This is a genomic window from Bdellovibrio sp. MYbb2, assembly GCF_056175685.1.
Genome location: NZ_JBJKJI010000004.1, coordinates 1 through 24,773 on the forward strand (window position 1 = coordinate 1; position 24,773 = coordinate 24,773).

The 24,773-nt window shown below is 49.6% G+C and carries 22 protein-coding genes and 1 tRNA gene; 6 read left to right on the forward strand and 17 right to left on the reverse strand.

What is annotated here, in order from left to right:
* Positions 1 to 354: 354 nt before the first annotated feature.
* The gene (locus AC04MQ_RS16680; protein ID WP_475392635.1) at positions 355 to 1,149 is read left to right on the forward strand and encodes a hypothetical protein; all 795 of its coding nucleotides are present in this window, start codon (positions 355 to 357) and stop codon (positions 1,147 to 1,149) included.
* A 42-nt stretch (positions 1,150 to 1,191) separates the two neighbouring features.
* On the opposite strand, the gene AC04MQ_RS16685 is transcribed toward AC04MQ_RS16680, so the two are convergent.
* From AC04MQ_RS16685 to AC04MQ_RS16725, 9 genes are all read right to left on the reverse strand, one after another.
* Positions 1,192 to 1,265: transfer RNA gene (locus AC04MQ_RS16685), tRNA-Cys, on the reverse strand.
* Positions 1,266 to 1,327: 62 nt separating this feature from the next.
* A complete protein-coding gene (locus tag AC04MQ_RS16690; RefSeq protein WP_475392636.1) occupies positions 1,328 to 2,779 on the reverse strand; it encodes an ATP-binding protein in 1,452 nt (483 codons plus the stop codon).
* An 82-nt stretch (positions 2,780 to 2,861) separates the two neighbouring features.
* Positions 2,862 to 3,740, reverse strand: a complete 879-nt coding sequence (locus AC04MQ_RS16695; RefSeq protein WP_475392637.1) for a site-specific tyrosine recombinase — start codon at positions 3,738 to 3,740, stop codon at positions 2,862 to 2,864.
* 93 nt (positions 3,741 to 3,833) lie between these two features.
* A complete protein-coding gene (locus AC04MQ_RS16700; RefSeq protein WP_015091377.1) occupies positions 3,834 to 4,457 on the reverse strand; it encodes a hypothetical protein in 624 nt (207 codons plus the stop codon).
* 107 nt (positions 4,458 to 4,564) lie between these two features.
* On the reverse strand, positions 4,565 to 5,338 hold the full coding sequence (locus AC04MQ_RS16705) for a hypothetical protein (protein WP_015091378.1): 774 nt from the start codon (positions 5,336 to 5,338) through the stop codon (positions 4,565 to 4,567).
* A 377-nt stretch (positions 5,339 to 5,715) separates the two neighbouring features.
* The gene (locus AC04MQ_RS16710; RefSeq protein ID WP_015091379.1) at positions 5,716 to 6,900 is read right to left on the reverse strand and encodes a SpoIID/LytB domain-containing protein; all 1,185 of its coding nucleotides are present in this window, start codon (positions 6,898 to 6,900) and stop codon (positions 5,716 to 5,718) included.
* Between the two features lie 92 nt (positions 6,901 to 6,992).
* The gene (locus AC04MQ_RS16715) at positions 6,993 to 7,745 is read right to left on the reverse strand and encodes a slipin family protein (RefSeq protein WP_015091380.1); all 753 of its coding nucleotides are present in this window, start codon (positions 7,743 to 7,745) and stop codon (positions 6,993 to 6,995) included.
* A gap of 12 nt (positions 7,746 to 7,757) precedes the next feature.
* Positions 7,758 to 9,032 (reverse strand): NfeD family protein, encoded by a 1,275-nt coding sequence (locus tag AC04MQ_RS16720; RefSeq protein ID WP_475392638.1) that lies wholly within the window; start codon positions 9,030 to 9,032, stop codon positions 7,758 to 7,760.
* A complete protein-coding gene (locus AC04MQ_RS16725) occupies positions 9,029 to 9,526 on the reverse strand; it encodes a hypothetical protein (protein WP_038449588.1) in 498 nt (165 codons plus the stop codon). Before AC04MQ_RS16725 ends, AC04MQ_RS16720 begins: the two co-directional genes overlap by 4 nt.
* Before the next feature lie 149 nt (positions 9,527 to 9,675).
* On the opposite strand from AC04MQ_RS16725, the gene AC04MQ_RS16730 reads away from it, so the two are divergent.
* Positions 9,676 to 9,879, forward strand: a complete 204-nt coding sequence (locus AC04MQ_RS16730; protein ID WP_011164733.1) for a hypothetical protein — start codon at positions 9,676 to 9,678, stop codon at positions 9,877 to 9,879.
* Here the strand turns inward: AC04MQ_RS16730 and AC04MQ_RS16735 are convergent.
* Complete coding sequence (locus tag AC04MQ_RS16735; RefSeq protein WP_475392639.1) at positions 9,876 to 11,072, reverse strand: MFS transporter; 1,197 nt, start codon at positions 11,070 to 11,072, stop codon at positions 9,876 to 9,878. The two genes, AC04MQ_RS16730 and AC04MQ_RS16735, sit on opposite strands and share 4 nt — an antisense overlap.
* 77 nt (positions 11,073 to 11,149) lie before the next feature.
* Here AC04MQ_RS16735 and AC04MQ_RS16740 point away from each other — a divergent pair, with 77 nt between their 5' ends.
* A complete protein-coding gene (locus AC04MQ_RS16740; RefSeq protein ID WP_475392640.1) occupies positions 11,150 to 11,554 on the forward strand; it encodes an Ig-like domain-containing protein in 405 nt (134 codons plus the stop codon).
* On the opposite strand, the gene murJ is transcribed toward AC04MQ_RS16740, so the two are convergent.
* From murJ to uvrB, 3 genes are read right to left on the reverse strand one after another with little or no spacing between them, the layout of a single operon-like run.
* Positions 11,555 to 13,117 (reverse strand): murein biosynthesis integral membrane protein MurJ, encoded by a 1,563-nt coding sequence (gene murJ, locus AC04MQ_RS16745; protein WP_041577730.1) that lies wholly within the window; start codon positions 13,115 to 13,117, stop codon positions 11,555 to 11,557. It lies immediately after the preceding gene.
* Positions 13,114 to 15,006, reverse strand: coding sequence for an excinuclease ABC subunit UvrC (uvrC, locus tag AC04MQ_RS16750; RefSeq protein ID WP_015091386.1), 1,893 nt, complete (start codon positions 15,004 to 15,006; stop codon positions 13,114 to 13,116). Before uvrC ends, murJ begins: the two co-directional genes overlap by 4 nt.
* Positions 14,993 to 17,068, reverse strand: coding sequence for an excinuclease ABC subunit UvrB (gene uvrB / locus AC04MQ_RS16755; RefSeq protein WP_475392641.1), 2,076 nt, complete (start codon positions 17,066 to 17,068; stop codon positions 14,993 to 14,995). Before uvrB ends, uvrC begins: the two co-directional genes overlap by 14 nt.
* A gap of 124 nt (positions 17,069 to 17,192) precedes the next feature.
* On the opposite strand from uvrB, the gene AC04MQ_RS16760 reads away from it, so the two are divergent.
* The 3 genes from AC04MQ_RS16760 to AC04MQ_RS16770 all read left to right on the forward strand — a co-directional run bounded on the left by AC04MQ_RS16760 (position 17,193) and on the right by AC04MQ_RS16770 (position 20,593).
* Positions 17,193 to 19,499, forward strand: a complete 2,307-nt coding sequence (locus AC04MQ_RS16760) for a penicillin acylase family protein (protein WP_475392642.1) — start codon at positions 17,193 to 17,195, stop codon at positions 19,497 to 19,499.
* An 11-nt stretch (positions 19,500 to 19,510) separates the two neighbouring features.
* Positions 19,511 to 20,026, forward strand: coding sequence for a DUF3617 domain-containing protein (locus tag AC04MQ_RS16765; RefSeq protein ID WP_015091389.1), 516 nt, complete (start codon positions 19,511 to 19,513; stop codon positions 20,024 to 20,026).
* A 75-nt stretch (positions 20,027 to 20,101) separates the two neighbouring features.
* On the forward strand, positions 20,102 to 20,593 hold the full coding sequence (locus tag AC04MQ_RS16770) for a hypothetical protein (RefSeq protein WP_475392643.1): 492 nt from the start codon (positions 20,102 to 20,104) through the stop codon (positions 20,591 to 20,593).
* Positions 20,594 to 20,683: 90 nt separating this feature from the next.
* On the opposite strand, the gene AC04MQ_RS16775 is transcribed toward AC04MQ_RS16770, so the two are convergent.
* The 4 genes from AC04MQ_RS16775 to AC04MQ_RS16790 all read right to left on the reverse strand — a co-directional run bounded on the left by AC04MQ_RS16775 (position 20,684) and on the right by AC04MQ_RS16790 (position 24,682).
* The gene (locus AC04MQ_RS16775) at positions 20,684 to 21,136 is read right to left on the reverse strand and encodes a GNAT family N-acetyltransferase (RefSeq protein WP_475392644.1); all 453 of its coding nucleotides are present in this window, start codon (positions 21,134 to 21,136) and stop codon (positions 20,684 to 20,686) included.
* Positions 21,136 to 22,584, reverse strand: a complete 1,449-nt coding sequence (gene cysS, locus AC04MQ_RS16780; protein WP_475392645.1) for a cysteine--tRNA ligase — start codon at positions 22,582 to 22,584, stop codon at positions 21,136 to 21,138. The genes AC04MQ_RS16775 and cysS overlap by 1 nt, the downstream gene beginning before the upstream one ends.
* A 10-nt stretch (positions 22,585 to 22,594) precedes the next feature.
* A complete protein-coding gene (gene gltX / locus AC04MQ_RS16785; RefSeq protein ID WP_015091393.1) occupies positions 22,595 to 24,067 on the reverse strand; it encodes a glutamate--tRNA ligase in 1,473 nt (490 codons plus the stop codon).
* Positions 24,068 to 24,187: 120 nt separating this feature from the next.
* Entirely contained in the window at positions 24,188 to 24,682 is a 495-nt protein-coding gene (locus AC04MQ_RS16790; RefSeq protein WP_011164744.1) for a CarD family transcriptional regulator, read from the reverse strand.
* Positions 24,683 to 24,773: the final 91 nt, after the last annotated feature.

Genomic DNA, 24,773 nt, shown 5'->3' on the forward strand with positions numbered 1-24,773 from the left:
TAATTTCCGTCTGTTAGACGTTACTTCCATAAAGACCCCCTGGGCTGGGTGTCCAAATCAAATCGGGGTCAGGAACACTAGACATAATACTCAATCCACTTCAAACAAATCTTTTTTTAAGAATGCCAAATGTTCCCTAAGATATTGTATCGGTAAACCATAACATTAGATAAACATTCTTATGTTTCATCAAGAACCTTTAACAACCCACCTCCATTTTGGCCTCAAAAAAAGCATCCAGTATGGAAACAATCCACTCATCAACTCATTCTCTTTTTTCCAGAACTCCAACCATCAACTATTACAAGTTTATTCCGATAAAATAGTGTTTGATTTTAAGGAGAACCATCCACGATGAACCCAAACGAAGAGTTAACCAAGAAATGTCCTGCATGTGCTGAATCCGTTCAATCAGAAGCAAAGAAATGTAGATTCTGCGGCGAGGTTTTCAATCAACATGACATGAAAAGTGGATTTCGTGGTGTCAGTCTCCGACTGAAACTAGGAATTCTTTTCTTCCCAATTATATTCACGTGGTTCACTCTACGCAGCGGCTACTCTTTTAAGGCAAGATTTTTCTCTTTCCTCTGGATGGTTCTGATTACTCTTGGCGCGATGTCCGATAAAAAAAGAAACGTTGAACCACCACAAACTTCCACTGTTGCAGCGAGCCCAACCCAAGACAGCGAATCAATTCAAGAGAGTATGTGGATTATGGGGACCTATGTTGACGAGTTTGGAGAGAAAACCAAGGACAACTACATCACAAACAGAAAATATCTATTTGGAACATTCTCCAATAGCGCTACTACCAATTCTGATCTTAAAGTTAGCTTAATAATCGATAGCCCTAAAAAAATTTCTATTCAACTTTACGAGTATGCTGGTAAAAATCCGGTAAAGTCATATGGAGAGGACCACTATCGAATTTCCGCCAAAGATAAGAACGGCAAAAAATACCAAATGAACGCAACTAACTACTCTGATCGTCTCGTTCTTAACGGCCCCTCAGCACTGAAGATGCACAACATACTAAAAACTGGAGGGAAAGCTTACTTTGTCATTGAGGAAGCCAGAAACACTATTACAACCTATAGTTTTTCCATTGAGAATGCAGATGGGTACTCAAAGCTTGTTTCCCAAAAGTAGCTCCTTAAAACGCAAAAACCCGCTGTTAAGCGGGTTTAAAGTTGGAGGTGACGAGCGGATTTGAACCGCTGTAGCAGCTTTTGCAGAGCTGAGCCTAACCCCTCGGCCACATCACCATGTGCATTTTCTTATGCGAAGGAAGAACCAAACTAATCCTTCCCCCCGTTTAAGTCAATATTTATCCCCCAAGTCGTTTTAAAGCTTCAAACGGAAGATGGGTGATTTTCAAGGCTTCCTCAACATGAAGCGGATGCAGCTTTTCAGCCTTCATCAGGTCCGCCAAACTTCTTGCGACCCGGAGCGTCGCAAGCTCCCGGCGCCTAGAAGACAGCTCTTTAGGGAACAGCTCCCGCATGTAAAACCCGGGCAGATCCTGGGTCAGCTCCTCCCAGCTCCAGCGGGCGGCGACCCTTAAAAACCGAGGATCTTTTCCAGCCATAGACGCTCTAAAGGCCCGAACCTCTTCCAGCTCTTTTAAAAGACTGATCCCGGTGACGGTCCCACCCTCTTCCCGCTTGCGGGTAAAGAAGGTGATCTGGAACCGGTCGACCAAAGGCCCCGACAAGCGCTCCATATAGGAATGGCACTTCTTAATCGAACGCCCACAGATGACTTTGGCCTGAGGCACCCAATCCCCGCAAGGACAAAGGTTCGTGGTCGCCACCACCAGCGTGTCGGCTGGATGTTCTTCGACGTAACGGCCGCGGCGAATGCGGATGCGGAAGTCCTCCATGGGTTCCCGCAGGGCCTCTTGCGCGCGGGGGTTAAACTCCAACAATTCATCCAAAACCATCATCCCCTTGTGCGCCCGGGTGATGTCGCCTTTGAACGGTGGCACTCCCCCACCGATCAGTCCCAACGGCGAAGTTGAATGGTGAGGATGCACCATGGGACGCCAGGATAGTGGAGCCTCTGCGCCCCCTTTATTATTCTGACGAATTTCATGCATCTCTTTCTGAGTGGGCGCCGCCAGCAACGCGTGCAGTGCTTTGGCGATCGTGCTTTTACCGGACCCCGCAGGGCCCGCCAGCAACACGGAATGCTCGCCAATGGCAGCAAGTTTTAAAAGCTTTGCCTGGCGATCAGGAAACTCCAGATCAAGGCCAAACGACGGACGTTCAATCGGATATTCGCGCGGAGCATGGGCCACGATCTCAGGTGCCGTGACGGATTTTAATTCCCGCAAACACGAACGTGCAAATGGCGAAGAACGTCCATCACCGTCCCCGGTCCATACGGTCAAGGGAACTTCGGGATCAAAGTCTTCATGCAGATCCCCGGGTTCAAACACTTCTCCGCCCAAAGAAAGTTCACCATACACCAAAGCTTCCCCATCCAAAGGCTTTGGCACTTGTTCGGTTTCCCACAAGATGCCCAAGGCCACCGCAAGCTCCAAGCCTCGCGAAGTTTTCTTTAAATGCGAGGGGCGCAAGTTGACCAGAATCTGCTGCGCTTTCGGGAATTCATACCCTTGATTGCGAATCGCACTTTTGATCCGGTGGATGCTTTCTTTGATCGCCTGATCCGGCAAGCCTAAGAATTGAATTTGCGGCAACCCCGGGACGAAGCTCAGCTCCACCTCTACAGGCACCAGACGGTCGTTATTGCGAATAAGTGATTGGATTTTCATGCCTGGGCCCAAAAGCAAGTTCAGGCCCGCGATAGAACAAACAAAAAAGGCCCCTCAGAGAGGAGCCTTTTCGAAAGCCGGACTATTTATCCGCATCAACCATCTGCGAAAGCGGATGGTGTTCTTCGATGGTTTTGGTCATCGTGTTGGTGGTAACGTTCGTGTAAATCTGCGTCGTCTGGATGCTAGCATGCCCCAGCAGCATCTGAATGGAACGAAGATCCGCTCCGCTTTCCAGCAAAGCCGTCGCACAACCATGACGGAATCTGTGCGGATTCACCGGTTCAGCAAAACCAGCGCGAGCCGACCACGCCGCCAGCCATCTCCACACGTCCACGCGGGACGGACGATGACCACGGTCATTGATCAGAATCGACGGGCTGTTTTCTTTCATCAGGGTCGGACGATGTTCTTTCAGGTAAGCCGTCAGATTTTCTGCCAGCTTTTCAGTCAACGGCACCAGGCGTTCTTTATTGCCCTTACCCAAAACCTTGATCCAACGGTCCGTCTGATTGAAGTCCACCACGTTCAAACCGATCAGCTCTGAAACACGGCAGCCCAAACCATAAAGGAACAACAGCGTCAGCTGATTGCGCGCGGTTTTCACCGCATCCGGAACTTCCGCTGCATCAAAAAGTTGCTGGAACTCTTGTGGAGTCAGAACCTTTGGCAGGCCCACCTTCACTTTTGGTGGACGCAGCTCACGCAGCTCCGGGCATTTCATCCCGCGAGTTTCACAGAATTTAAAGTAAGTGCGCAAAGAAGAAATCACACGGGCCTGAGAGCGTGTGGAGAGATTGTTTTTCTTCATAAACTCATAAAAGCCCGGCACCGTTTTACCGGTTTTACGGTACTCAAGATAGAGTTCCAAATCGCGGCGATATGCCATCACCGTATTCTGGGAGCGTCCTCGTACATTTTGCAGTTCATCAAAGAAGTCGATCCAAAGAGGTAGTTCCATACCCACATTAGACCCAGACTTTCATCTATACGCAAGAAAAAACCCCAGGTTTCCCCGGGGCTTGGTGATTCATTTATTTGGATTTGGTGAAGATTAGTAGAAGGAACCGAAGAATCTGCCAGAGCAAACGTAACCATTCACTCGAGTCACAGAAACTTTTGCGAACAGGCGGGTTCCAGAAGTGAACAACTGACCGTTTTCGATTTTCACTTCGATATTACCCACATTGCTCAGCATTGCCGGCACATTCACATCGCCGCCTGCCAAGCCCATAGTTCCTGTCGTCAAAGTCTGCAGATTGTAAGTTCCTGCTGGCAAAACACATGGAGTCAACTGAGCCCCAGTGACCGTATCCACATCCATCATCTGTCTGGTTACAACCATCTGACCTTGGATCGCAATCGGACCCTGGTAGTTATTGTAGTTGTTCCCAGAGGCATTTTGCTGAATCAGGTTCGCAGACACGATGATCTGCATATTCTGCAACATGATCTCAGGATTGCTGGTGGATGACTGAGACTGGAAAGTCGTCAGAATCACCGGTGCGGTGATATTGCCACAAGCCTGATTCAGACAGTTCAAACCCACATTGGTGTTTGTACCGCCGCCACCGCCTTTACCGCAAGCTGCTAAAGCCAGAACCATACCCAGCGCTGCAAAAGCTCGTGTGAACATCTTTGCTGGAAAACTTAAAGTTTTGTTGTTAAGTCCTTCCATTTTTTCTCTCCTGGTTAATTACCTTATTAATAAAAATTATATTAAAATTCTAAACTGCTTCAGCTTTCACGCCTGCCGGCGTTCCAGCTCTGCCGGGCCGTGCCCGATTACTTAAACGCTGCGGATTTTGCCAAGCCGGAGAATGTTCCAAGCTTTTTGAATCCGTCTGCTGGGTACAGGCTGGTCTTGTCAATTACTGCAGAAGCGCGGCAGTTGTATGGACCCGAGCGGATGTACCAGCATTTTCTGTATGGAGACTGTTGTACGTAGGACTGTGCGAAGTTCTTGTAGTATACAGAACCTGTTACATATCCGCCGCCTTGACCGTCACCTTGGTTCACTACGTTATCCACGATCAGTACAATGGCACCCTGAGCATCCTGGAAGTAAGCGCTGAACACTGTCTTGCTGCCATATTTGAACCAGTAGTTGTAGTTGTACTCCAGCATGTTGTTGTCCTGCAGACCGCTCAATTTCTGATTGGTGCCAGAACCGGATTCAAACACACCTTGATACTGATAACCTGTGTCTACATAAGAAATCTTCACAGAACCGGCATAACGGCCGCTCTCAAGCTTTTGCAAATCCACCGTCAACTTATAGTTGGATGGATTGTTCAGCGGGTGAGAAGCCACATAGTTACTGAACTCAGTAAATGATGTCGGTACGAAATCAACCGTGTTGCTGCCAGAAGTGGATCCGGAAGAAGATGAACCAGAACCATCTGGTGAAGTCGGTACGCTTCCATCAACTCCGCCATCAACAACTGTATTCGTGTTGGTGTTGGATCCAGTCTGGAACTGATTGCTCTTACCGCAACCAACGCCCATCAAAGAGAACGCCGCCAGCAGGAAGATCAGTTTAGAGTTGAATGTTTTCATATCAGCCTCACTTAAAAGGTCCGGTTGATTGATGGACCTCTCACCAAGACTCTATTGCGATGCTTGTGCCAACCTTGCCAAAACGGCATAACTCTATGATCTAACGGGGGTTTTGCAGCTAATCTCAGGGTGGTACAAACCCCAGTAATCGTCTAATCCTTGAGGATGGTGCGCAAAAGGGGCACCACTGTCACATCCTGAGCCGCCTAAAACTTCGACGAAAAAAGAAATATTTAAGATTTTCCCTCATCTTACCGAAATGGGATGTATCAATTTAAACAAGGAATTATAGATGACTGTTACAGCAACAAACGCATTGATCCTGGGCGCAGTATTCATGTTCGCAGCCCGCGTATTCATGGGCTTCTAAGCCCTTTTTATTTCTGAACGGCCTCTTGTGCAACGAGCGTTGCACCACTCAAGCCCGCCAATGGATAATAGTGTTTTAAGATCTGCCGGAAGGAATACCCCTTCTGCCCCAAAGCACGACTTCCCCACTGACACAATCCCACGCCATGACCAAAACCACGGCCCTCAAACAGGAATTGATCCCCGTTTTGCTTCATATCAAACAAAGCACTGCGCAGATCCTGAAAACCCAAAGCCTGACGGAAGTCATTGGCTGAAATCACCTTATCCGGCAGCCCATTGAAAGCCACACGCACAGACTTGATTCTTTGATCTGCAGGATTTCGTTCCAACCGCAAATCACTGAAATCTTCAACCTTCAAACGCTTTTGCAGATCCATTTTCGTCAGTGCCAACTTCCAGTGGCCGCGCGGGTTCGTGGGACAAGAGCTGTCCACCACCACTCCGGTGTTCACACCATAGTTCCAGACATTCTTGGACGTCGTGGTTTTGCCACCGCAGTCAGAATGATAGAAGGCCTTCAGCACGCGGTCTTTATTCCCCAAAAGTTTGATCCCTTGGGTGGACTCTACCGCCTGCAAAGCTTTTTGAATCAACGGGCTTTTACGATCTTCCGCCACCACATGACGAAAAACCTGATCCAGCACACTGCTTTCCAGATGATAGGCTTTGTCTTTGCGTTCGCTGATCACCGCCAGCGCATAGGATCTTGCCGCCACCGCCTGAGCCTTCAGGGTTTCCAACGGCCAGGACAAGGGCATTTCACTGGCCAGCACACCCGTGATATATTCATCCAGCGGCATCACGCCGATAACATCAATCTGTCTTTCAGAATTTAAGTTCAGCAAAACCCGGCTTGGCAGCGCCTGGGATCCGGCACGCAGGTTGTGCCCCTGAATCATCAGGTACTTGTCGGTAAAAAGATGCTCAGGGTCTTTGTTATTGATACGAAGGGCCCAGATTTTTTTTGAGCCTTTTGAAAGCACTCGCACTTCGGCAGAAGAGGAATTAGGAATCGCCACCGGGCGGAAATTCTGGGTCAGATTTTGAAACTGCAAACCCGTCCCGTTAAAAGAGATTTTTCCGGCCACGGAACTTAAGCGCACACGAACAATTTCTTTATCCGCGCGGGCCTCTGAGGTGAAACTGACCAAACCAATGCTGAAGATCAACGCTGCAAAAACGAGCTTCACTGTTGTTACTCCATCCGTAGAGCAAAAAAATAGGGATAAAGCGTCTTGCTTTATCCCCTCTATTAAACCAACAGTGGTCCAGCGATGAAAGTCTAGTTTTCCTTTTTCGTCATCTCCATGAACGGTTTAATCATGTCTAGAGGCAACGGGAACAGGATCGTGTTGGATTTATCACCAGCAATTTCCGTCAAAGTCTGCAAATAAGCCAATTGCAGGGCTGATGGAGATCCCGCCAGAGTGTTGGAAGCTTCCTGAAGCTTCTGCGCACGCTGCACTTCCCCTTCCGCGCTGATGACTTTTGCACGACGCTCACGCTCAGCTTCCGCTTCACGGGCCATGGCTCTTTGCATTTCTTTTGGAAGGTCGATTTGTTTCACTTCAACCATCGTCACTTTGATTCCCCAGGATTCAGTCGCCTTATCCAGGATCACCTGCAAAGCGGCATTGATCTTGTCACGATGCTCCAGCACGTCATCAAGATGGTACTGACCCATCACAGAACGCAAAGTGGTCTGCGCCAGCTGACTGGTTGCAAAGTAATAGTCTTCGATTTTTGTGATCGCTTCCATCGGAGAAATCACCTTGAAGTAAACAACCGCATTCACCTGCATGGATACGTTGTCTTTCGTGATAACGTCCTGAGGCTGAACATCCATTGTGATGGTACGAGTGTCGATCTTGATCATGCGCTCTACGAACGGAATCAACAGAATCAAGCCCGGACCACGCACGCCCACAGCTTTACCCAGACGCAAAACCACACCGCGTTCCCAGTCGTTCAGAATCTTGATCATCGAGCTGCCGATGATACCGCCGATGACGATAATACCAATTATAAATTCCATGCTGCTATCTCCTTATTTGTTCTTTTTCACATTCAAAGTCAGACCCTGGCGGCCCGTGATATGCACACGATCGCCGGGAACCAGTGGATCTTCAGAAACGAATTTCCAGATTTCGCCGATAATTTCAACTTGCCCACTGTGTCCGTTGCCTTCCACAGTCATCACCACGCCGTCGCGGCTTTGCATCTGTGCATCCGCATCCTGGGTGCGCAGGCGGATGGTTTTTACCGCCAGATATCCCAAGCCCAGGAAGAAAATCCCCAAAACACCCACCACTGAAACAATCAAAGACATTGGCAATGAATACCCCGTTGTCTGCGCATCAAACAAAAACACACTTCCCACAAACACGGCAATCAATCCACCAATGCCCAGCGCCCCGAAACTTGGAATGAACATTTCAGCGATTAAGAAAGCCACGCCCAACAAAATCAACGCCAGGCCACCCCAAGTGACATCCAGCTTGTGGAAGGCCACCATCGAAAGCACCAGACCAATCCCACCGATCACGCCTGGCGCAATCAATCCCGGATGAGTCACTTCGACATATAACAAAGCCAAACTGCCCATAAATAGCAAATAGGCAAATTCAGGATCTGCCACAAAACTTAAAACCTTATAGCGAAGATCCGGCACAAATTCGCGTAAGTCATGAACTGCCACAACGGAAGGCTCTTTCTTTTCACCGACAAGAACTTTGCGGCCTTGAGATTGTTGCAGGAACTCCAGCTCTGTAGCTGCCAGAATATCCAACGCGCCTTCAGCATGGGCCACTTCACTGGAAAGCGATTTGGCTTCCGTGATGATTTCTTTTGAGAACTTCAGACTGCGACCACGAAGTTTGGTCACGCCTTCCATCCAGCTGACGGTGTCGTTGATAAGTTTTTTGCGCAGATCTTCCGGCGTCTTTTCACCCGTGCCCAGAATCGGCGTCGCCGCGCCGATATTGGTGGCAGTCAATCCGCCGTTCACGTGGCAAGCTTGCAGAATAATAGCCCCAGCACTGCCCGCATGCCCCCCGCGAGGAGCAATCAGACACAGGTAAGGAACCGGTGACGCCAGAATGCGTTCAACAATCAGACGCGTGCTTTGCAGGCTGCCACCCGGTGTGTTGATACGCAGATACAATGAACTGCACTTATCTTCGACGGCGCGTTTTTCAGCGCGTTCCAGATAATCAGAAGTGCTGGCCGAGATGGCCTCGTTGATAGTGATCGCCGTCGTACAGTCCGCTTTGGCAACCACCGACAGCAAAGACACAAACAGGATCAGCATCAAAGACTTCATACTCCGAGCTCCTTCATTACTTTTTGCAGGTCATTCCACACGACTTTTTTAGCGGCCGGGTCTTCCAGCAGATAAGCCGGGCTGTAGGTTTCAAGCCACTTGCCCGGACCTTTGAAAATCAACTCGCCGATGTCTTTCGGGAACGAGCTATAGACAACCACAACTTTGCTTTCACAGATCTTCGCCAGTTCCGACGGAAGCTGTGACCGGTCTTCCACCGTGCAATCCAACTCAAGCACCTGCAGATTACGCAGCTTCATCGCTGCCTTCATCTTGGAATAAAGATCGTTCACTTCCGGCAGGAACAGACTTTCTTTGCTTTGAGTCAGGATATTTAGAAACACCAATTCATAATGGCGAAGTTCAGAGACCGTGAACGGCCCTTTTGCAGTGAAAAACTGCGTCTTGGCAGCTTCAACCCCGGCTTGTTCGGGAGCGAGCATGACATTTTGCAGACCAAGAACGTCTTGAAGATACTGGATGTAGTCTTTCATGGCGCCGATTGTATCTGGACCTTGGTTTGGAGACACCAAAAACCGGGGTTAATGCACTGTTCAAAGGGGGCCAAAACCCGCTTTTTTGTCTCAAGTTGGGACAAACTTTACCGATAAGAAAGATATCACGCACAAACAGGAGGCATCACATGGAAGTATTCAAATTCAATATCATCCCGACTGAAGAATTCATGAAACGCGAAGCCTTCCGCAAAGCCATCAACAACTGTGAAGCCTGCGGCACGGCCCTGGAATTCAGTTACAAACAATTGAATGAATTTGCAGTGCTTTCAGAAGAAGCATCCTGCCCATGCTGTGCTTTGATCAAAGAAGAAAATCACCGAGTGCACTAAGCGCGAGTGAAATCTTTAAGCCCTTTGTAAAATCCAATCAGCCCCAAACCCACGGAAGCCATGATCAGAGCCACCGAAGTGGAACCCACACGCGCCACGGCCCCCCAGGAAATCGCACCCAACGCCATACCAGCATAGAACACCGCCAAAAACACACCCAGCATTGTCGCCTTCAATTGCGAAGCACCGGTGATTTGCCTTGAGCTCATGTTCATCAAAGTGGAAAGCACCAGCCAGCCCACCCCGCCACAGAACATCGCCGCACACATCAACGCGTAACCGGGCGCAAGCCCTAACAGCAAAATCCCCACCGCATAGATCACATAAGATCCCGCCAAAGATTTTTGAGTGCGATCCGGATGCATGATCTTTCCTGACAGGAAAGCACTGACGCAGGCACCAAGTCCCAGGAATCCCAAAAGTGATCCGTATTGCAACGAGCTTAGTTGCAGCTCGATACGCCCGCGTGTCGGATAAAGCGCCCACAACGAAGACGCAAAGAAAGTGACCAGGAAAATTTCCACCCACAGTTTCATGTTATGCAATGACAACAACGGCTTCCAGTCACTTTCCTGAATGCGGATTTTTTGCTTTTGGGTTTCCACGGTTTGCGGCACTGGCCACTTCCAGAAAAATAGAATCAATCCCAGGTAAGAAACACTGTTCACCACAAAGGCACTGCTGGGCCCAAAACCACTTAAGATACCACCACCCAGTGTGGGCCCCAGTACTCGCGTGATGTTGATCCCCATGTAATACACCAGCACTGCCTGCGCCTGCATGGCATTGGGAACAAGATCAGTCAGCACGGACTGAAACGCGGGATTGGAAAGTGCGAATCCCACACCCATGATCAGCGACAACCCCAGCAAACTGACTTCGGTGACTTGTTCTGTCCAAACCAGATACGCCAAAAGACCCGCGGCAAAACACATCAGACCTTGCGCAAATAAAAGCAATTTTCGACGATGCCCCAGATCCGACAAATAGCCGGAAGGGATACTGAAGAACAACACAGGCAAACTGCCCGTGAACGACAGCAAAGAAATAATCAGCGGTGACGTCGATAAATGTGTCATCACCCAGCTGGCCGCCACATCCTGAATCCAGGTTCCCAGATTCGACAAAAAGGCACAGATCCAGAAGGATCGATAGATTGAAATTCTCATCGGAGACCAGACTGATTCGTTCATGACAAGAACAGCATACTCCTGAAAAACTTTGCGACCAATCTCTTCTTGGGAAAAAATAGAGGTGTCAGGAGGTGCTTATGAAGCTTCTACTAAGTATTTTCCTTGCCGCAAGTCTTTACCTGCCCTTAACGACCCAGGCAGCCCCACTGGAAGTCACCGTCACTCCATCCACGATAGAGACGCAGTCGCATCAATACTATTACTACAATTTTGGCAGCGTGCGCGTGAACTGGAGCCAATACGCTGATATCTATTTGCGCAACACAGGATATGAACCTTTGTATGTTCGTGGAGTTTACATCAGCGGTGCCGCGTTCTGGGCCTGGAGCCAATGTCCGAACTATCTGTATCCGGGCCAAAGCTGTTTGACCCGTGTCGAGTTCCGTCCTTGGTATGAAGGCTATTTCAGCGGCGCACTCAGATTCGCCTTCCCGAACGGCAGTATAGTCGTTGAACTCTACGGCTGGGGTGTGCGCTGGTGATTAACGAATTCGGCGCAGAACTTTCTGCAGCAAACTGTGTGCTTGCTCTACTTTCAAGAAATAACCCAATATGAAGTAGAGCAGGCCATAGACCGAAAGTGCCACTGCCGCACGCGCAATGACGTGCATTGAAGCATCGAGCAAACCCTTGGCAACGAGCGCGCCGGCACCCGCCCCAATCAAAGCCATCAGCCACACTTTACCCTGGAATCTTAAAGACAATCCAGTGCGACCGATGCGTTTATTCAAGGCCTTGCGCAAAAGATAGAATTCAATCCAACCCGCCATCCCCGCAGCCGCGGTCAGACCTGCTGTTCCCCACTGAGAATCAAGACCCAACGCCTGGGGCACATAGAACCCCAGCATCGCGCCCAGCAAGGTCGCAAAGATCACACGCACAATTGCAAATTGCAGCGGTGTCTTGGTGTCTTTCAAAGAAAAGAACGTCGAGGAATACAAACGTCCCAGGGTGGAGGCCAATAAGCCCAAGGTGTATCCCACCAGCACCATCCACACATAATGGGTGTTCTGTGCAGTGAATTCACCAGTCTGGAAAACAGCGCCGACAATCAGATCCCCCAAAATCAGGAAACCCGCCACCGACGGAATAATAAAGAACGCGATCTGTTCAAGCCCCTTGTTCAGGCGCCCTTGCAGATAGTGACGGATCTCTTCGTCAGAACCTGTCGCTTGGGACATCGCCGGCAGCTCGGCGGCCGAGACACTCATACCAAAAAGGCTTACTGGCAACAGATACAAGGTCTGCGCATAAGCCAACGCGGATACCGCTCCGGTTGGCAGCAAACTTGCCAGTACGTTATCGATATAGGCACTGACCTGAACCACCCCGCGGGAAAACACCACCGGCACAAAGTTCTTCACCACCGTGCGAACAGAAGTAAGTTTCAAATCCAAAGACGGAGAAATCTTTCTTCCTAAACGCAACGCCGACGGCAACTGCACTGCAAACTGCAGAAAGCTTCCGGCCACAAGGCCCCAAGCCACCGTGACGGCCAGATCGAACTGACCTTGCTTCCCACCCCACATCACAAGCGCTGCGATAATCGCCAAGTTCCAGATCACCGGTGCCACATAAGAAAGGAAGAACTTGCGATGGGAATTTAAAATCCCCAGACACCAAGCCGACATTACCAAGAAACCCGTGCCCGGGAACAGGATCTGGACGATTTGAATGGTCAGATCCCGCTTTTCACCGGTGAACCCCGGCGCAATCACATCAATCAAAAATGGTGTCGCCAGCACACCCAACAGCACCAGACCTGAAGTCATCAGGAACAACAAACTGCCAATGACCGACGCCACTTTGGCAGCGTCTTCATCGTGCTTTTTTGCCAATAACTGGGCATAGACCGGGATAAAGCTTGCGGACAGCACGCCTTCACCGAAAAGATTTTGCAGGAAATTGGGAATTTTCAAAGCGGCCTTGAAGGCGTCCCCGGCATCAGAATTTCCGAAGTAGTGGGCAAAGACCCTTTCACGGACAAGACCCGCGATACGACTTAAAAATATCCCCAGTCCCACTAAGAGCGCATGACTCTTCACTCTTCAACCTCAGTTTCTTCTTCTTCGCTTTCGTTCAGTTGCAGTAAAATACGCTCGGCCAGGACCCGGTTAAAGCCCTTCAGTTTTGCGATTTCCTCGGCATCAGCCATTTTGATTTCATCAACAGAGTTGAACTGAGTCAAAAGAACTTTCTTTCTTTTTTCCCCCAAACCCACGACGTAATCCAGCTCACTTTCAAGCGACGTGCCTTCACGCAACTTGCGGTGGTAGGTGATGGCAAAACGATGGGCTTCATCACGGATGCCCGAAAGAATGTACAAGGCCTCGGCATTGTGCTTAAAGATCACCGGATTGGACCGCCCCGGCAGGAAGAAGCGCTCTTCCGTGGATTCGACTTCCTGTTTCTGGAAGTCACTTTCAGTGCGCGCCTTGGCCAAGCCCACCACGGGAATGTCCTTGCGGCCGATTTCTTCCAGAATCTTCATGGCCTGGGACAGCTGCCCCTTGCCACCGTCGATCACGATCAAATGTGGATCATCATATTCCGTATGCTTGAAGCGACGACTTAGAACCTCGTACATCGAGGCAAAGTCATTGATGCCCTGAACGGTTTTAATCTTATAACGACGATAATGTTCTTTGGCCGGAACCCCGTCCTCAAACACCACCTGCGAGGCCACGGTTTCAGCCCCCTGGAAGGTGGAGATATCATAACACTCAATACGGCGCGGACGTTCCGGCAGATTGAAGCGTTCTTTGATTTCTTCCAAACCACGCAGCTTTTCTTCGGACTTCGAAACGTATTTCAAGAAATGCGACTTGGCGTTTTCATGGGCCATTTCAACCAGATTGCGGCCGCGCTCATCAGTGGCAAATCTGACAGTAGCCTTGCTGCCCGAGCGTTCTTTTAGAACTTCTTCCATCAGCTTGGTCAGGTCGCTGCCGATATCCAGTGGCAGTAAAACCTCGTCCGGTATGAAGTTGTCTTCATAGTACTGATTCAGGAAGTCCACCAGCCATTCGCGTGGATCTTCAACCGCATCATTCGGATCAAAGTGCGGCAGATAATGCGGCCTTGTTCCTATAACACGTCCGGCACGGATGTGGACGGTTTCAATCAAACAGCCACGTTCATCCCCATAGTACCCCAGGGCATCCTGGTCTTTTTCCGAGGTGTCATTGATGACCGCCTGTTTTTGCAAGATGGCTTTAATGGATTCAATGGAGTCCCGCAGGCGCGCGGCGACTTCGAATCTTTCCTCGTCAGCGGCGCCTCTCATTTTTTCGGTCATGGTTTTAATGACCTTCTTGTTCTGGCCTTTCAGGAACAGCTTCGCCCCTTCGACCTCGTTGCGATAATCTTCCATTGAGATGTACTTCACACAAGGCGCTGTACAACGGCCGATCTGGTAGGTCATGCATGGACGTGTGCGGGATTTAAAGACTGCATCGGTGCAATCGCGGATTTTAAAGGTTCTGTTTAGAAACTTGATCGTGCCATGCACGGCCAGACCTGAGGTGTAGGGACCAAAATAAAGGGACCCGTCTTTTTTCACCTTGCGCGCCAGATACAGCCTTGGCGCCTGATCACCCCAGCTAAAGCGAATGTAAGGATAGGCCTTATCATCGCGCAGACGGATATTGTATTTAGGGCGGTGTTTTTTAATCAGCGAGGCTTCCAGCAAAAACGCCTCGACCTCGGTTTTAGTCAGAATGTATTCAACTTCGCAGATGTTCGAGACCAGCAAACGCGTCTTGGGACTGTGATCCTTGCTGTCGTTAAAGTAGCTGCGCACACGGCTTCTAAGATTCTTCGCTTTACCGATATAGATGATCTTATCGGCGGTGTTTTTCATCAGATAAACACCACTTTGCGTCGGAAACTCTTTTACCTTGTCGCGCACTTCCTCGAACTTACTTGAGGCCATTCTTGACGACCTCCGCACTTTCCTGCTCGATCTCTCCACTTCGCACGTTCAGCTCCACAATCTGCAGACGTTTGATTTCGTCGCGGATCTTGGCCGCTTCCTCAAACTCGAGGTTCGCAGAAAGCTCTTTCATGCGGGCGCGAAGTTTGGTGATCTCTTGTTGGATCTTTTCAGGCTGCTGTGCAAATTTATTTAAAATGGCAGCGGACTTGTTCTCACCACCCAACGGTGTGGAAACCGTTCCGTCAAACATTTCCCCCAGACCATCACGGATGCGTTTTTTCACCGACTGCGGGGTAATGCCATTGGCTTCGTTGTATTCACTTTGAATACGACGACGACGGTCGGTTTCATTCATGGCTTTTGCCATGCTTTCAGTGATAATGTCCCCGTAAAGAATCACGCGGCCATTCAAGTTACGGGCCGCACGACCGATGGTCTGCACCAATGATCTTTCCGAACGCAGGAAGCCCTCTTTATCGGCATCGGTGATACCCACAAGGCTGACTTCAGGGATATCCAGGCCTTCTCGCAACAAGTTGATCCCCACCAGAACGTCGAAAACACCCAAACGCAAATCGCGCAGGATTTCCATACGCTCCATGGTGTCGATCTCGCTGTGCAGATACTTTACTTTGATGCCCAGATTTTCATAGTACTCGGTCAGATCTTCAGCCGAACGCTTAGTCAGGGTTGTGATCAAGACACGTTCTTGCTTGGCTACGCGGATGCGGATTTCTTTCAGCAGGTCATCGACCTGATGTTTCACCGGGCGAACTTCCACGACCGGATCAATCAGGCCCGTCGGTCGAATGATCTGCTCGACAATAACCCCTTCGGATTTTTGCAGTTCATAAGTTCCAGGCGTCGCTGAGACATAGACAACCTTGTCCATCATGGTTTCAAATTCCTGGAAGTTCAAAGGACGATTGTCCAATGCCGACGGCAGGCGGAAGCCGTGTTCAACCAGATTCATTTTTCGCGCACGGTCCCCACGATACATCCCTCCGATTTGAGGCACGGTGACGTGGGACTCGTCGATAAAGGTGACAAAGTCTTTGGGGAAGTATTCAAGCAGCGTCGGAGGTGGCTCGCCCGGCCCACGGCCCGTCATGTGGCGGGAATAGTTTTCGATCCCCTGACAGAAACCCATTTGTTCCATCATCTCGATGTCGTAATAGGTTCTTTGTTCCAAACGCTGAGCTTCAAGCAGTTTCATTTCCTGATTCAGCTGCACCAGGCGATCACGCAATTCATCCTGAATGGTCTTAATGGCACGTTTTAAAGAGTCATCACTGGTGACGTGGTGACTGCCCGGATAAATACCGATTTGGTCAATTTCTTCCAGGATCTGCCCTGTCAATGGATCAATCCACGAAAGGCGCTCGATATAGTCGCCAAAGAATTCGACACGCACGGCGCGCTCTTCTTCATACGGCGGGAAAATCTCGACATTGTCCCCGCGCACGCGCACCGTTCCGCGCGAGAAGTCCACGTTGTTACGCTGATACTGAATACGGATCAATTCTCGCAGCAAATGATCGCGCTTCATCGAGGTGTTGGACACGATTTGGATCATCATGCCTTCATAGGCCTCTGGCGAACCCAAACCATAAATGCACGATACAGAGCTAACGATGATCACATCACGACGATCAAACAACGAACGCGTCGCCGAGTGGCGCATGCGATCGATTTGTTCGTTGATCGCCGAGTCCTTTTCGATATACGTGTCAGTGGAGGGAATATAAGCTTCAGGCTGATAGTAGTCGTAATAGCTGACAAAGTATTCCACGGCATTATGCGGGAACAGTTCTTTGAATTCAGCATAAAGCTGAGCCGCCAGAGTTTTATTCGGAGCCAACACCAGCGCGGGCTGATTCAAATTAGCAATAGTGTGAGCCATCGTGAAGGTCTTACCCGACCCGGTCACCCCCAGCAGTGTTTGATGCTTCAACCCTGCGGTGAAGTTTTCAGCAATCTGCTCAATTGCTTTCGGCTGATCACCGGAAGGTTTAAACTCGGACACCAATTGAAAGTTCTTTTTATATGCTGAGGCCATCCCTCCAAGAATAGCACGATCATAAAAAAGTACCCGCCCTTTTTTGGCCCTACTCTGCGTTATATGCGAGGTGGCAATTAAAGGTTTTCTTGCCTCCCCACCAGACCCCGCCGACAGTTGAGGAATGAAAACACTCAAACGAAGCCTTCTCGTATTCTTCATCCTGGTTACTGTCTTCTGCTTGGGGGGTTACTTGTTTATGCGCCAGTCCCTGCCGCCTATGGAAGGTTCGCTGCCGCTTAAAGGGCTGACTGAGCCCGTGACCGTGATTCGCGATCAATACGGCATTCCTCACATCAAAGCCGCCAGTAAAAAAGACGCCCTGAAAGCACTGGGCTTTGTCATGGCCAGCGAAAGACTTTTCCAAATGGAACTTTCCCGCCGCATGACCCAAGGGGAACTTTCTGAGGTCTTCGGAGAGCTGGCTCTGCCCAGCGACAAGCTGTATCGCAGCCTGATGCTTCGCCGATCTGTCGAGCGCATGCTTGCGAAAGAAAAAGCCGAGGGACGCTTTGATCAAAACATGTGGGACGAGATGGAAGCTTACTTTGAGGGAGTGAATCAATACATCACCACTCAAAAGGCCCCCTATGAAATGACCTTGGTAGGACTAAAACCCCGCCCGTTCTCGCCCTTGGATGCTTATATCATGACCGGCCACATGGCCTACAGCTTTGGAATCGCATTGAAAGCCGATCCTTTAATGACCGAGCTTGCCGGCAAACTTTCTCCAGAATCTTTCCAGGGCCTTCGCAATGTGCCGTTGAAAGATCCGCTGAAAATCACCAGCCTGCAGGGCGGCTTCACACCGTTCGAGCTGCTGACCGAAAATCTTTTCACCGCTTCCTTTGAAGGCAGCAACGCATGGCTGATTGGACCGGACCGTTCCCAGTCCGGCAAAAGTATCTTCGCCAACGATCCTCACATCGGGTTTTCACACCCGGCAACCTGGGTGGAAGCGCATATACAAACGCCCGAGTTTGAACTTTACGGCCACTATCTGCCCTTGGTGCCGTTTGCCATCCTAGGTCACAGCCGCCAGCACGCCTGGGGCTTCACCATGTCGCTTTCTGACGACATGGATCTTTACGCTGAGACCTTGAACAAAGATAAAAAGACCGCCGTCTTTATGGGCAAGGAAGTTCCTTATCAGGAATGGACTGAAACCATCAAAATCAAAGATGCGGATGATCTGGTGCTGAACATGATTGAAACCAATCACGGCCCGATCATGGATGAAACTCTGGAACGCAAAAATCTGGCATTGAAATGGGCGTACCACCGCCCGGAAAACAATCCGATGAAAGCCCTTTTTGAAATGGGCAAAGCGCCGAACATGACAGCCTTTGAAACAGCCCTGCAATATGGAACAGCACCAGGTCTGAATGTCATGTATGCGGATGCCGAAAGTATCGCATGGTGGATCTTTGGTGATATTGCCATTAAGAAAAATCCCAACTCGGACATGATTCTGGACGGAGCTTCCGGACTTGAAGAATACGAACGTGTTCTGGCGTGGAAAGACAAACCCCACAAGGTGAATCCTGAAAATGGCATTATCGTGACTGCCAATTCCCGCCCCGAGGGGATTTCTGAAAATATCCGCGGCGACTGGCAGTCTGATGACCGTTACCAAACTTTGCTGCGAGCTTTGGGCGAAAAAGACCTGTGGAGTGCCGATGATGTGCGTGCCCTTCAAACAGACAACTTCAACTATAAAACCCGTGAGCTTTTAGACAAACTGAACGACCATCTGCAACTGGATGAAGCACAGAATCTGAAATATGAAACTGAATTGAACGCGCTGAAAAACTGGAACTTGCGTTCAGACATTCAATCCGTGGAAGCCAGTCTTTACCACCAGTGGAACAACGAGCTGGTATTGCTGCTGCTAAAAGATGTTCCTGAAGAAATGAAGGCCACTTATCTGACCACCCCTTACGCCTGGGCGTTTTACGAGCGCGCCGTTTTGGACGACAGCTCGCCCTGGTGGAAAAACCGCAATCAGGATGAACTGATCACCCAAGCCTTCGTGACTGCGATTGAAAAAGTGCAGGACATCCCCTGGGGCGAACTGCACACCGTGGAATACAAACATCCACTGGGTCGCAGCTTCCCGCTGGATAAGATCTTCAATCTGGGACCTTACCCAATGCCGGGGGCTTACAATGAAATCAATAACAACAAAATGCGCGGTCTTGGTGGTGATTTCAAAGTTGTGGCCGGTCCATCCACCCGTCGTGTGATAGATTTTGCCCGTCCACAAACCAGCTGGGGTATTAATCCCATTGGCATTTCCGGACATATCCTGTCACCATTCTACAAAGATCAGGTGCAATTGTTCCTGGACGGAAAATACCGCCCGCAATACATGGCGGTCGAAGACATTGAAAAGAATAAAAAATACGAGCTGAAACTGACACCCCAATAACCGGAGGAACCATGAAGTTTTTAATTTTGCTCACCGCACTTTGCACAGCTTCTGCATCATTTGCAGCCTTTGATATCAAACCCGGCCTGTGGGAAGTAAAAATGCAAATGACCCTGGATGGAAAAGCCTTTGATCCCATGGCGGAAATGAACAAAGCCCTGGAACAACTGCCACCGGAACAAAGAAAAAAGATGGAAGCGATGCTGGCAGGTTCGGACAAGATTCCCGTCACAAAAAATGGCTATCGCATCTGCTACACGGCCGACATGCTTAAAAATCCCAATAAAGTGATGGAAGGCACCAAAGCCTGCACCACCAAAATCACCACTCAAACAGCAAAAAAACTTGCCGGCACATTTGACTGCCCAAAAGATGATGCCAAGGGAGACTTCGAGTGGAATGCCAAATCCAGCAACGAATACGAAGGTCTGATGAACGGCAAAACCAGCAAGGGTAACAACACTCAAATCCGCTATCAGGGTAAGTTTATTTCTGCTGATTGCGGTAAAGTGAAGCCTGTACTTTAGCACCCGATCCGGTCTTGGACTTTCAGCCTTCTTCTTTGGATGCCATATTAGTGGCATTCCATGGAAGGAGGCTTTATGTTTACCAAATCTTTACTGACTGCTTTCACAGCTCTGTTTGCCACGACCGCCTTGGCCTATCCCAATGTCGGCGACAAAGTATCCTGGACAGGCACGATGAGCACCATCAATGGCGAAACCAACGCCGTGAAAATCACTAAAGAAGTCATCGGCCACGACGAAAAAAAGAACATCTGGAAAATCAAAATAGAAGCGGTCGTAGGCACCGACAAAACCAGTGAAACGATGGAGATCTCTGACCTCTACTCACCAGCAAAATACAAAGCCCTGATCGCCGACTGCGAGAAAAACGGTGGCACTCTTGAAAAACTGAGCGCCCCGGCGGGAACTTATGACACCTGTAAAATGAGCATGACCATGGCCGATGGCACCATGGTGGAACGCTGGTGGGGTGACATTCCGTTTGGAGTCGTCAGTAAAAACACCCGCGACAGCGGTAAAATGCCGATCTCAAAACCGGATTTAAATTCCATCATCGCTGGATTATAAATGAATGACATCGTCCGCCATCGTAGCGGCGGCGGGCCGTATCAAAGTTTGGAAAAATAGAATTTAGTTTCTGGATTTAATTTTCAGAATTTAAATTTCAAAAGTCATGATTACAAACGTGGGGCTGGCCATTTCATGAATGATGGCCCCTAGACGCGCATAAAAATCCGGGCGTTCGGTGCCCAAATATAATTTCTTAATTCCAAGACGGCGAGCTTCCGCCAACAACGTTTTCACCAACTCTGCGCCCACACCGGCATTTCGAAACTCGGGCATCACAAATAAGGCGGCCAGCCACGGCTTCAAATGAGGCCTTGCCTCATCATCACTTTCAATCAGATTCACGGTACCAACGGGTTTGCCGTCAAGGAACGCCACCAAAGACAGGGGCACTGATTCGCCGTTCACCGCTTCCTTCAGGCGCTCGTTCAAATCATCCACGGTCACACCGGGCTGATCGGCCCAGAACGCCTGATAGATCCAGTCACCCACCTCCGAAAGCAGTTCCGGATTTTCATATAGATGGCGGATGACCAAGGACACTATTTCGTCACTTCCCAGAAGCTTCCTTCCGGAGTGTCGCTGACAGATATACCCAATGCGGTGATTTTCGCGCGCAATTCATCAGACTTCGCAAAGTCCTTCGCCGCACGGGCCTCACCACGTTCTGCCACCAATGTGTCGACAGCGGATCTTTCCAGATTCATTTTCTTCAGCAACATATCATCAAGCTTGATCAGGAACGCGTGAGCCGGTTCCTGGAACAAACTCATCATCGAACCCATTTTGCGAACGAAGTTATGGAAGGCCAAAGCTTTGCCTTGAATCGCTGGGTTCGCCTTCATGCCACGGCGAACCTGGGCATTGAACTGGCGAACCACTTCAAACATCGCCGCAAACGCATCCGGTGTTCCGAAGTCATGATTCATGGCTTCTTCCACTTTCTTCCAGGCGTCCTGCGTGATTTTCGCAAAAGCAGCATCTTCCTGAGTCACTTCCGGAGTCAGATAACTTTCCGCCATGGAAAGCGCCGAATACACGCGCGACAACCCGCCCACGGCGCGCTCGACGGCTTCATCACCAAAGTCACTCAACGTGCGATAGTGCGCAGACAGAATCATCCATTTGTAGATCTCGGCGTTGTACATCTCAAGGAATTCTCGCATGGTCACGATGTTCCCCAAAGACTTGGACATCTTCTGTCCACCGAAGTTCAGCATGTTGTTGTGCATCCAGTATTTTACGAATGCTTTGCCAGTGCAGCCTTCACTTTGCGCGATTTCGTTTTCGTGGTGTGGGAAGATCAAGTCCATACCGCCACCGTGAATGTCAATTTGATCGCCGAAAAGATTTTTAATCATCGCCGAGCACTCAATGTGCCAGCCCGGACGACCTGGCCCCCAAGGAGACGGCCAGGACACTTCACCCGGCTTTGCCGCTTTCCAAAGGGCAAAGTCCATTGGGTTGCGTTTCTTTTCATCAACTTCCACTCGCGCACCCGCCAGCAAGTCGTCGGTGTTACGACCACTCAGCTTGCCATAGTCCTTGAAGGATTCGATGGAATAAAGAACGTCGCCTTGAGCTTCATAAGCCTTCTTCTGACTGACCAGATTTTCCACCATGGAGCGAATGTCATCCATGTGTTCAGTCACTTTTGGATTCATGTCATGCGGGCGCAGGCCCAGCATTGCGAAATCTTTTTTGTATTCTGCGATGTATTTTTCAGACAATTCAGTCGGGGTCATACCCAGCTCGTTCGCACGATTGATGATCTTGTCATCAACGTCCGTTAAATTCAGAGCGTAGGTTACTTTATAACCCAGATTTTCAAGCCAGTTGCGAACCATGTTAAAGACCACCGGCCCGCGGAAGTTACCCACGTGCAGGAAGTTATAAACCGTCGGACCGCACACATACATTTTCACCTGTCCCGGTGTCAGTGGTGTGAAATCTTCAAGCTGCTTGCTTTGCGAATTGTGAATCTTCAACATAGTTTTAAACCTACACTTTTGCCAGGGCCTGCTCTGCGCGGGCCACCAACGAGGATTTTTTCATCAAAGGAACCAGAGTCTTCAATTCAGCTCCGTGAGGCTTCCCGATCACCGCCACACGAATTGGCATGAACAGGTGTTTGCCTTTGGAACCAGTCTGGTTTTTCACTTCGTCCTGCATTTTCAGGAACTCTTCTTCTGTCATGAAATCAGAAGGATGGGCCTGAAGCAGGTTTTTCCAGGAAGTCAGAACCGCTTTGGTGGATTCCCACTTCATGGTTTCATCCGCTTCCGGCAGGATCACATAAGATTTGTCATTCAATGGGCGATACAGTTCGATCGCATCGGCCAGAATTTCCATGTACGGCTTGAACAAATCCAGGGACTTGCTTTGCCACGCAGGATCCGCTGGCAGATCCATGTTTTCACGAGCCAAAAACGGCGCTACCGCCTGCCATAACTCTGCATTTGGAAGCGCACGCAAGTGCTGCGCATTCATCCATTTGAATTTCACACGGTCAAAGATCGCGCCGGATGGATTCAAACGGGAAATATCAAACACTTCCAGCATGTCTTTCACCGACAGAATCTCGCGACCCTGAGGATCAGACCAACCCAACAATGCGATGAAGTTCAATACGGCACTTGCCAGGTAACCTTCGTCTTTCAACTGACCGCAAGCCACAGCGCCTTTGCGCTTGGAAAGTTTTTGGCGGTCTTCATCCAGAATCAAAGCCATGTGACCAAATTCCGGAGCCTGCCAGTTCATAGCCTCATAGATCATAAGCTGTCTTAGAGTGTTTGGCAGATGCTCTTCCGCACGGAAGACATGGGTCATCTTCATCAGATGGTCATCGACCACGCAGCAGAAGTTGTAAACCGGCATGCCGTCAGAACGAAGCAGAACAAAGTCCCCCACCATGTCAGATGGGAATTTCACTTCGCCACGAACAAGGTCGGTGAAGATATAGTCTTTCACCAGATTCTTGGTTTTAAAACGAACCACGGCTTTGTCGCCGGTTTTCAGACGTTCCAAAGCCTGATCCAAAGACCAATCCTGATACGGAGACTGCAAGTGCGCGAAATTTCCAGCTGCGGCTTTTTGCTTTTCAATTTCCTCTTCGGTCATAAAGCAATAGTACGCTTTGCCTTCTTTCAAAAGCTGATCAGCGATTTCTTTGTAGATATGCAGGCGCTCACTTTGACGGTAAGGACCATTGGGGCCCACGTCTTTCAACGTCACCGGATCCACACCCTCGTCCCATTTCAAACCCAGCCAAACCAGGTCATCAACCACCCCACGCAGGGATTCTTGAGTGGAACGGGCTTCATCCGTGTCTTCGATACGCAGGATGAACTCACCGCCATTTTTCTTGGCAAAAAGATAGTTATAAAGCGCGGTTCTTGCGCCACCCACGTGCAGGTAACCCGTTGGGGACGGAGCAAAACGAACACGAACATGCGGAGAGATTTTCGAGGACATGCGGAACTCCAAAGCTGGGAAAGGCCTTAAAAAACAAAAAGGGCCTGGTCATTAAACCAAGCCCCGAATTTATTATGTTTTTTGAAAGTCGTCCAGCCTTTCTCGGCTGGTTAAAAAAGCCTAACCCGTGATACCGAAGATGGCTTTAACTTCTTCCTCTTTGAACAGCTCTTCCTGGCTGGTCGCCAAAGTCAGCTCTTTCAAAAGCAGGCTGCGCGCAGAATCAAGCATCTTGCGCTCACCGAAGGAAAGCTCTTTGTCCGCTTTCAAAAGGAACAAATCGCGTAAAACTTCAGCAATCTCGAATACGGAACCCGTTTTGATCTTCTCCATGTACTCGCGATAACGGCGATTCCATGTCTGGTTGTCGATCTTGATGTCTTTTTCTTTAAGGATTCCAACAACTCGGGATGCTTCGGATTTGGAGATGATAGGACGCAGACCCGCGGACTTCACGTTCGTGGTAGGGATCATGATCTTCAGACCCGTGTCCACCAACTGCATGTTGTAGAACGTAGTCTTAGTACCAAGCATCTCTTTGGTTTCAATAGAAACCACTTTAACAACGCCGTATCCAGGATAAACTGCATTATCACCGACATCAAACGTCTGCATTCACGAACCTCCCCAAGGGTAAAGGGACACATCCTTAGGCCTAGACCTTTGGACAGACTTGCAACCTCGACAGTTCTATCAAATTTGACAC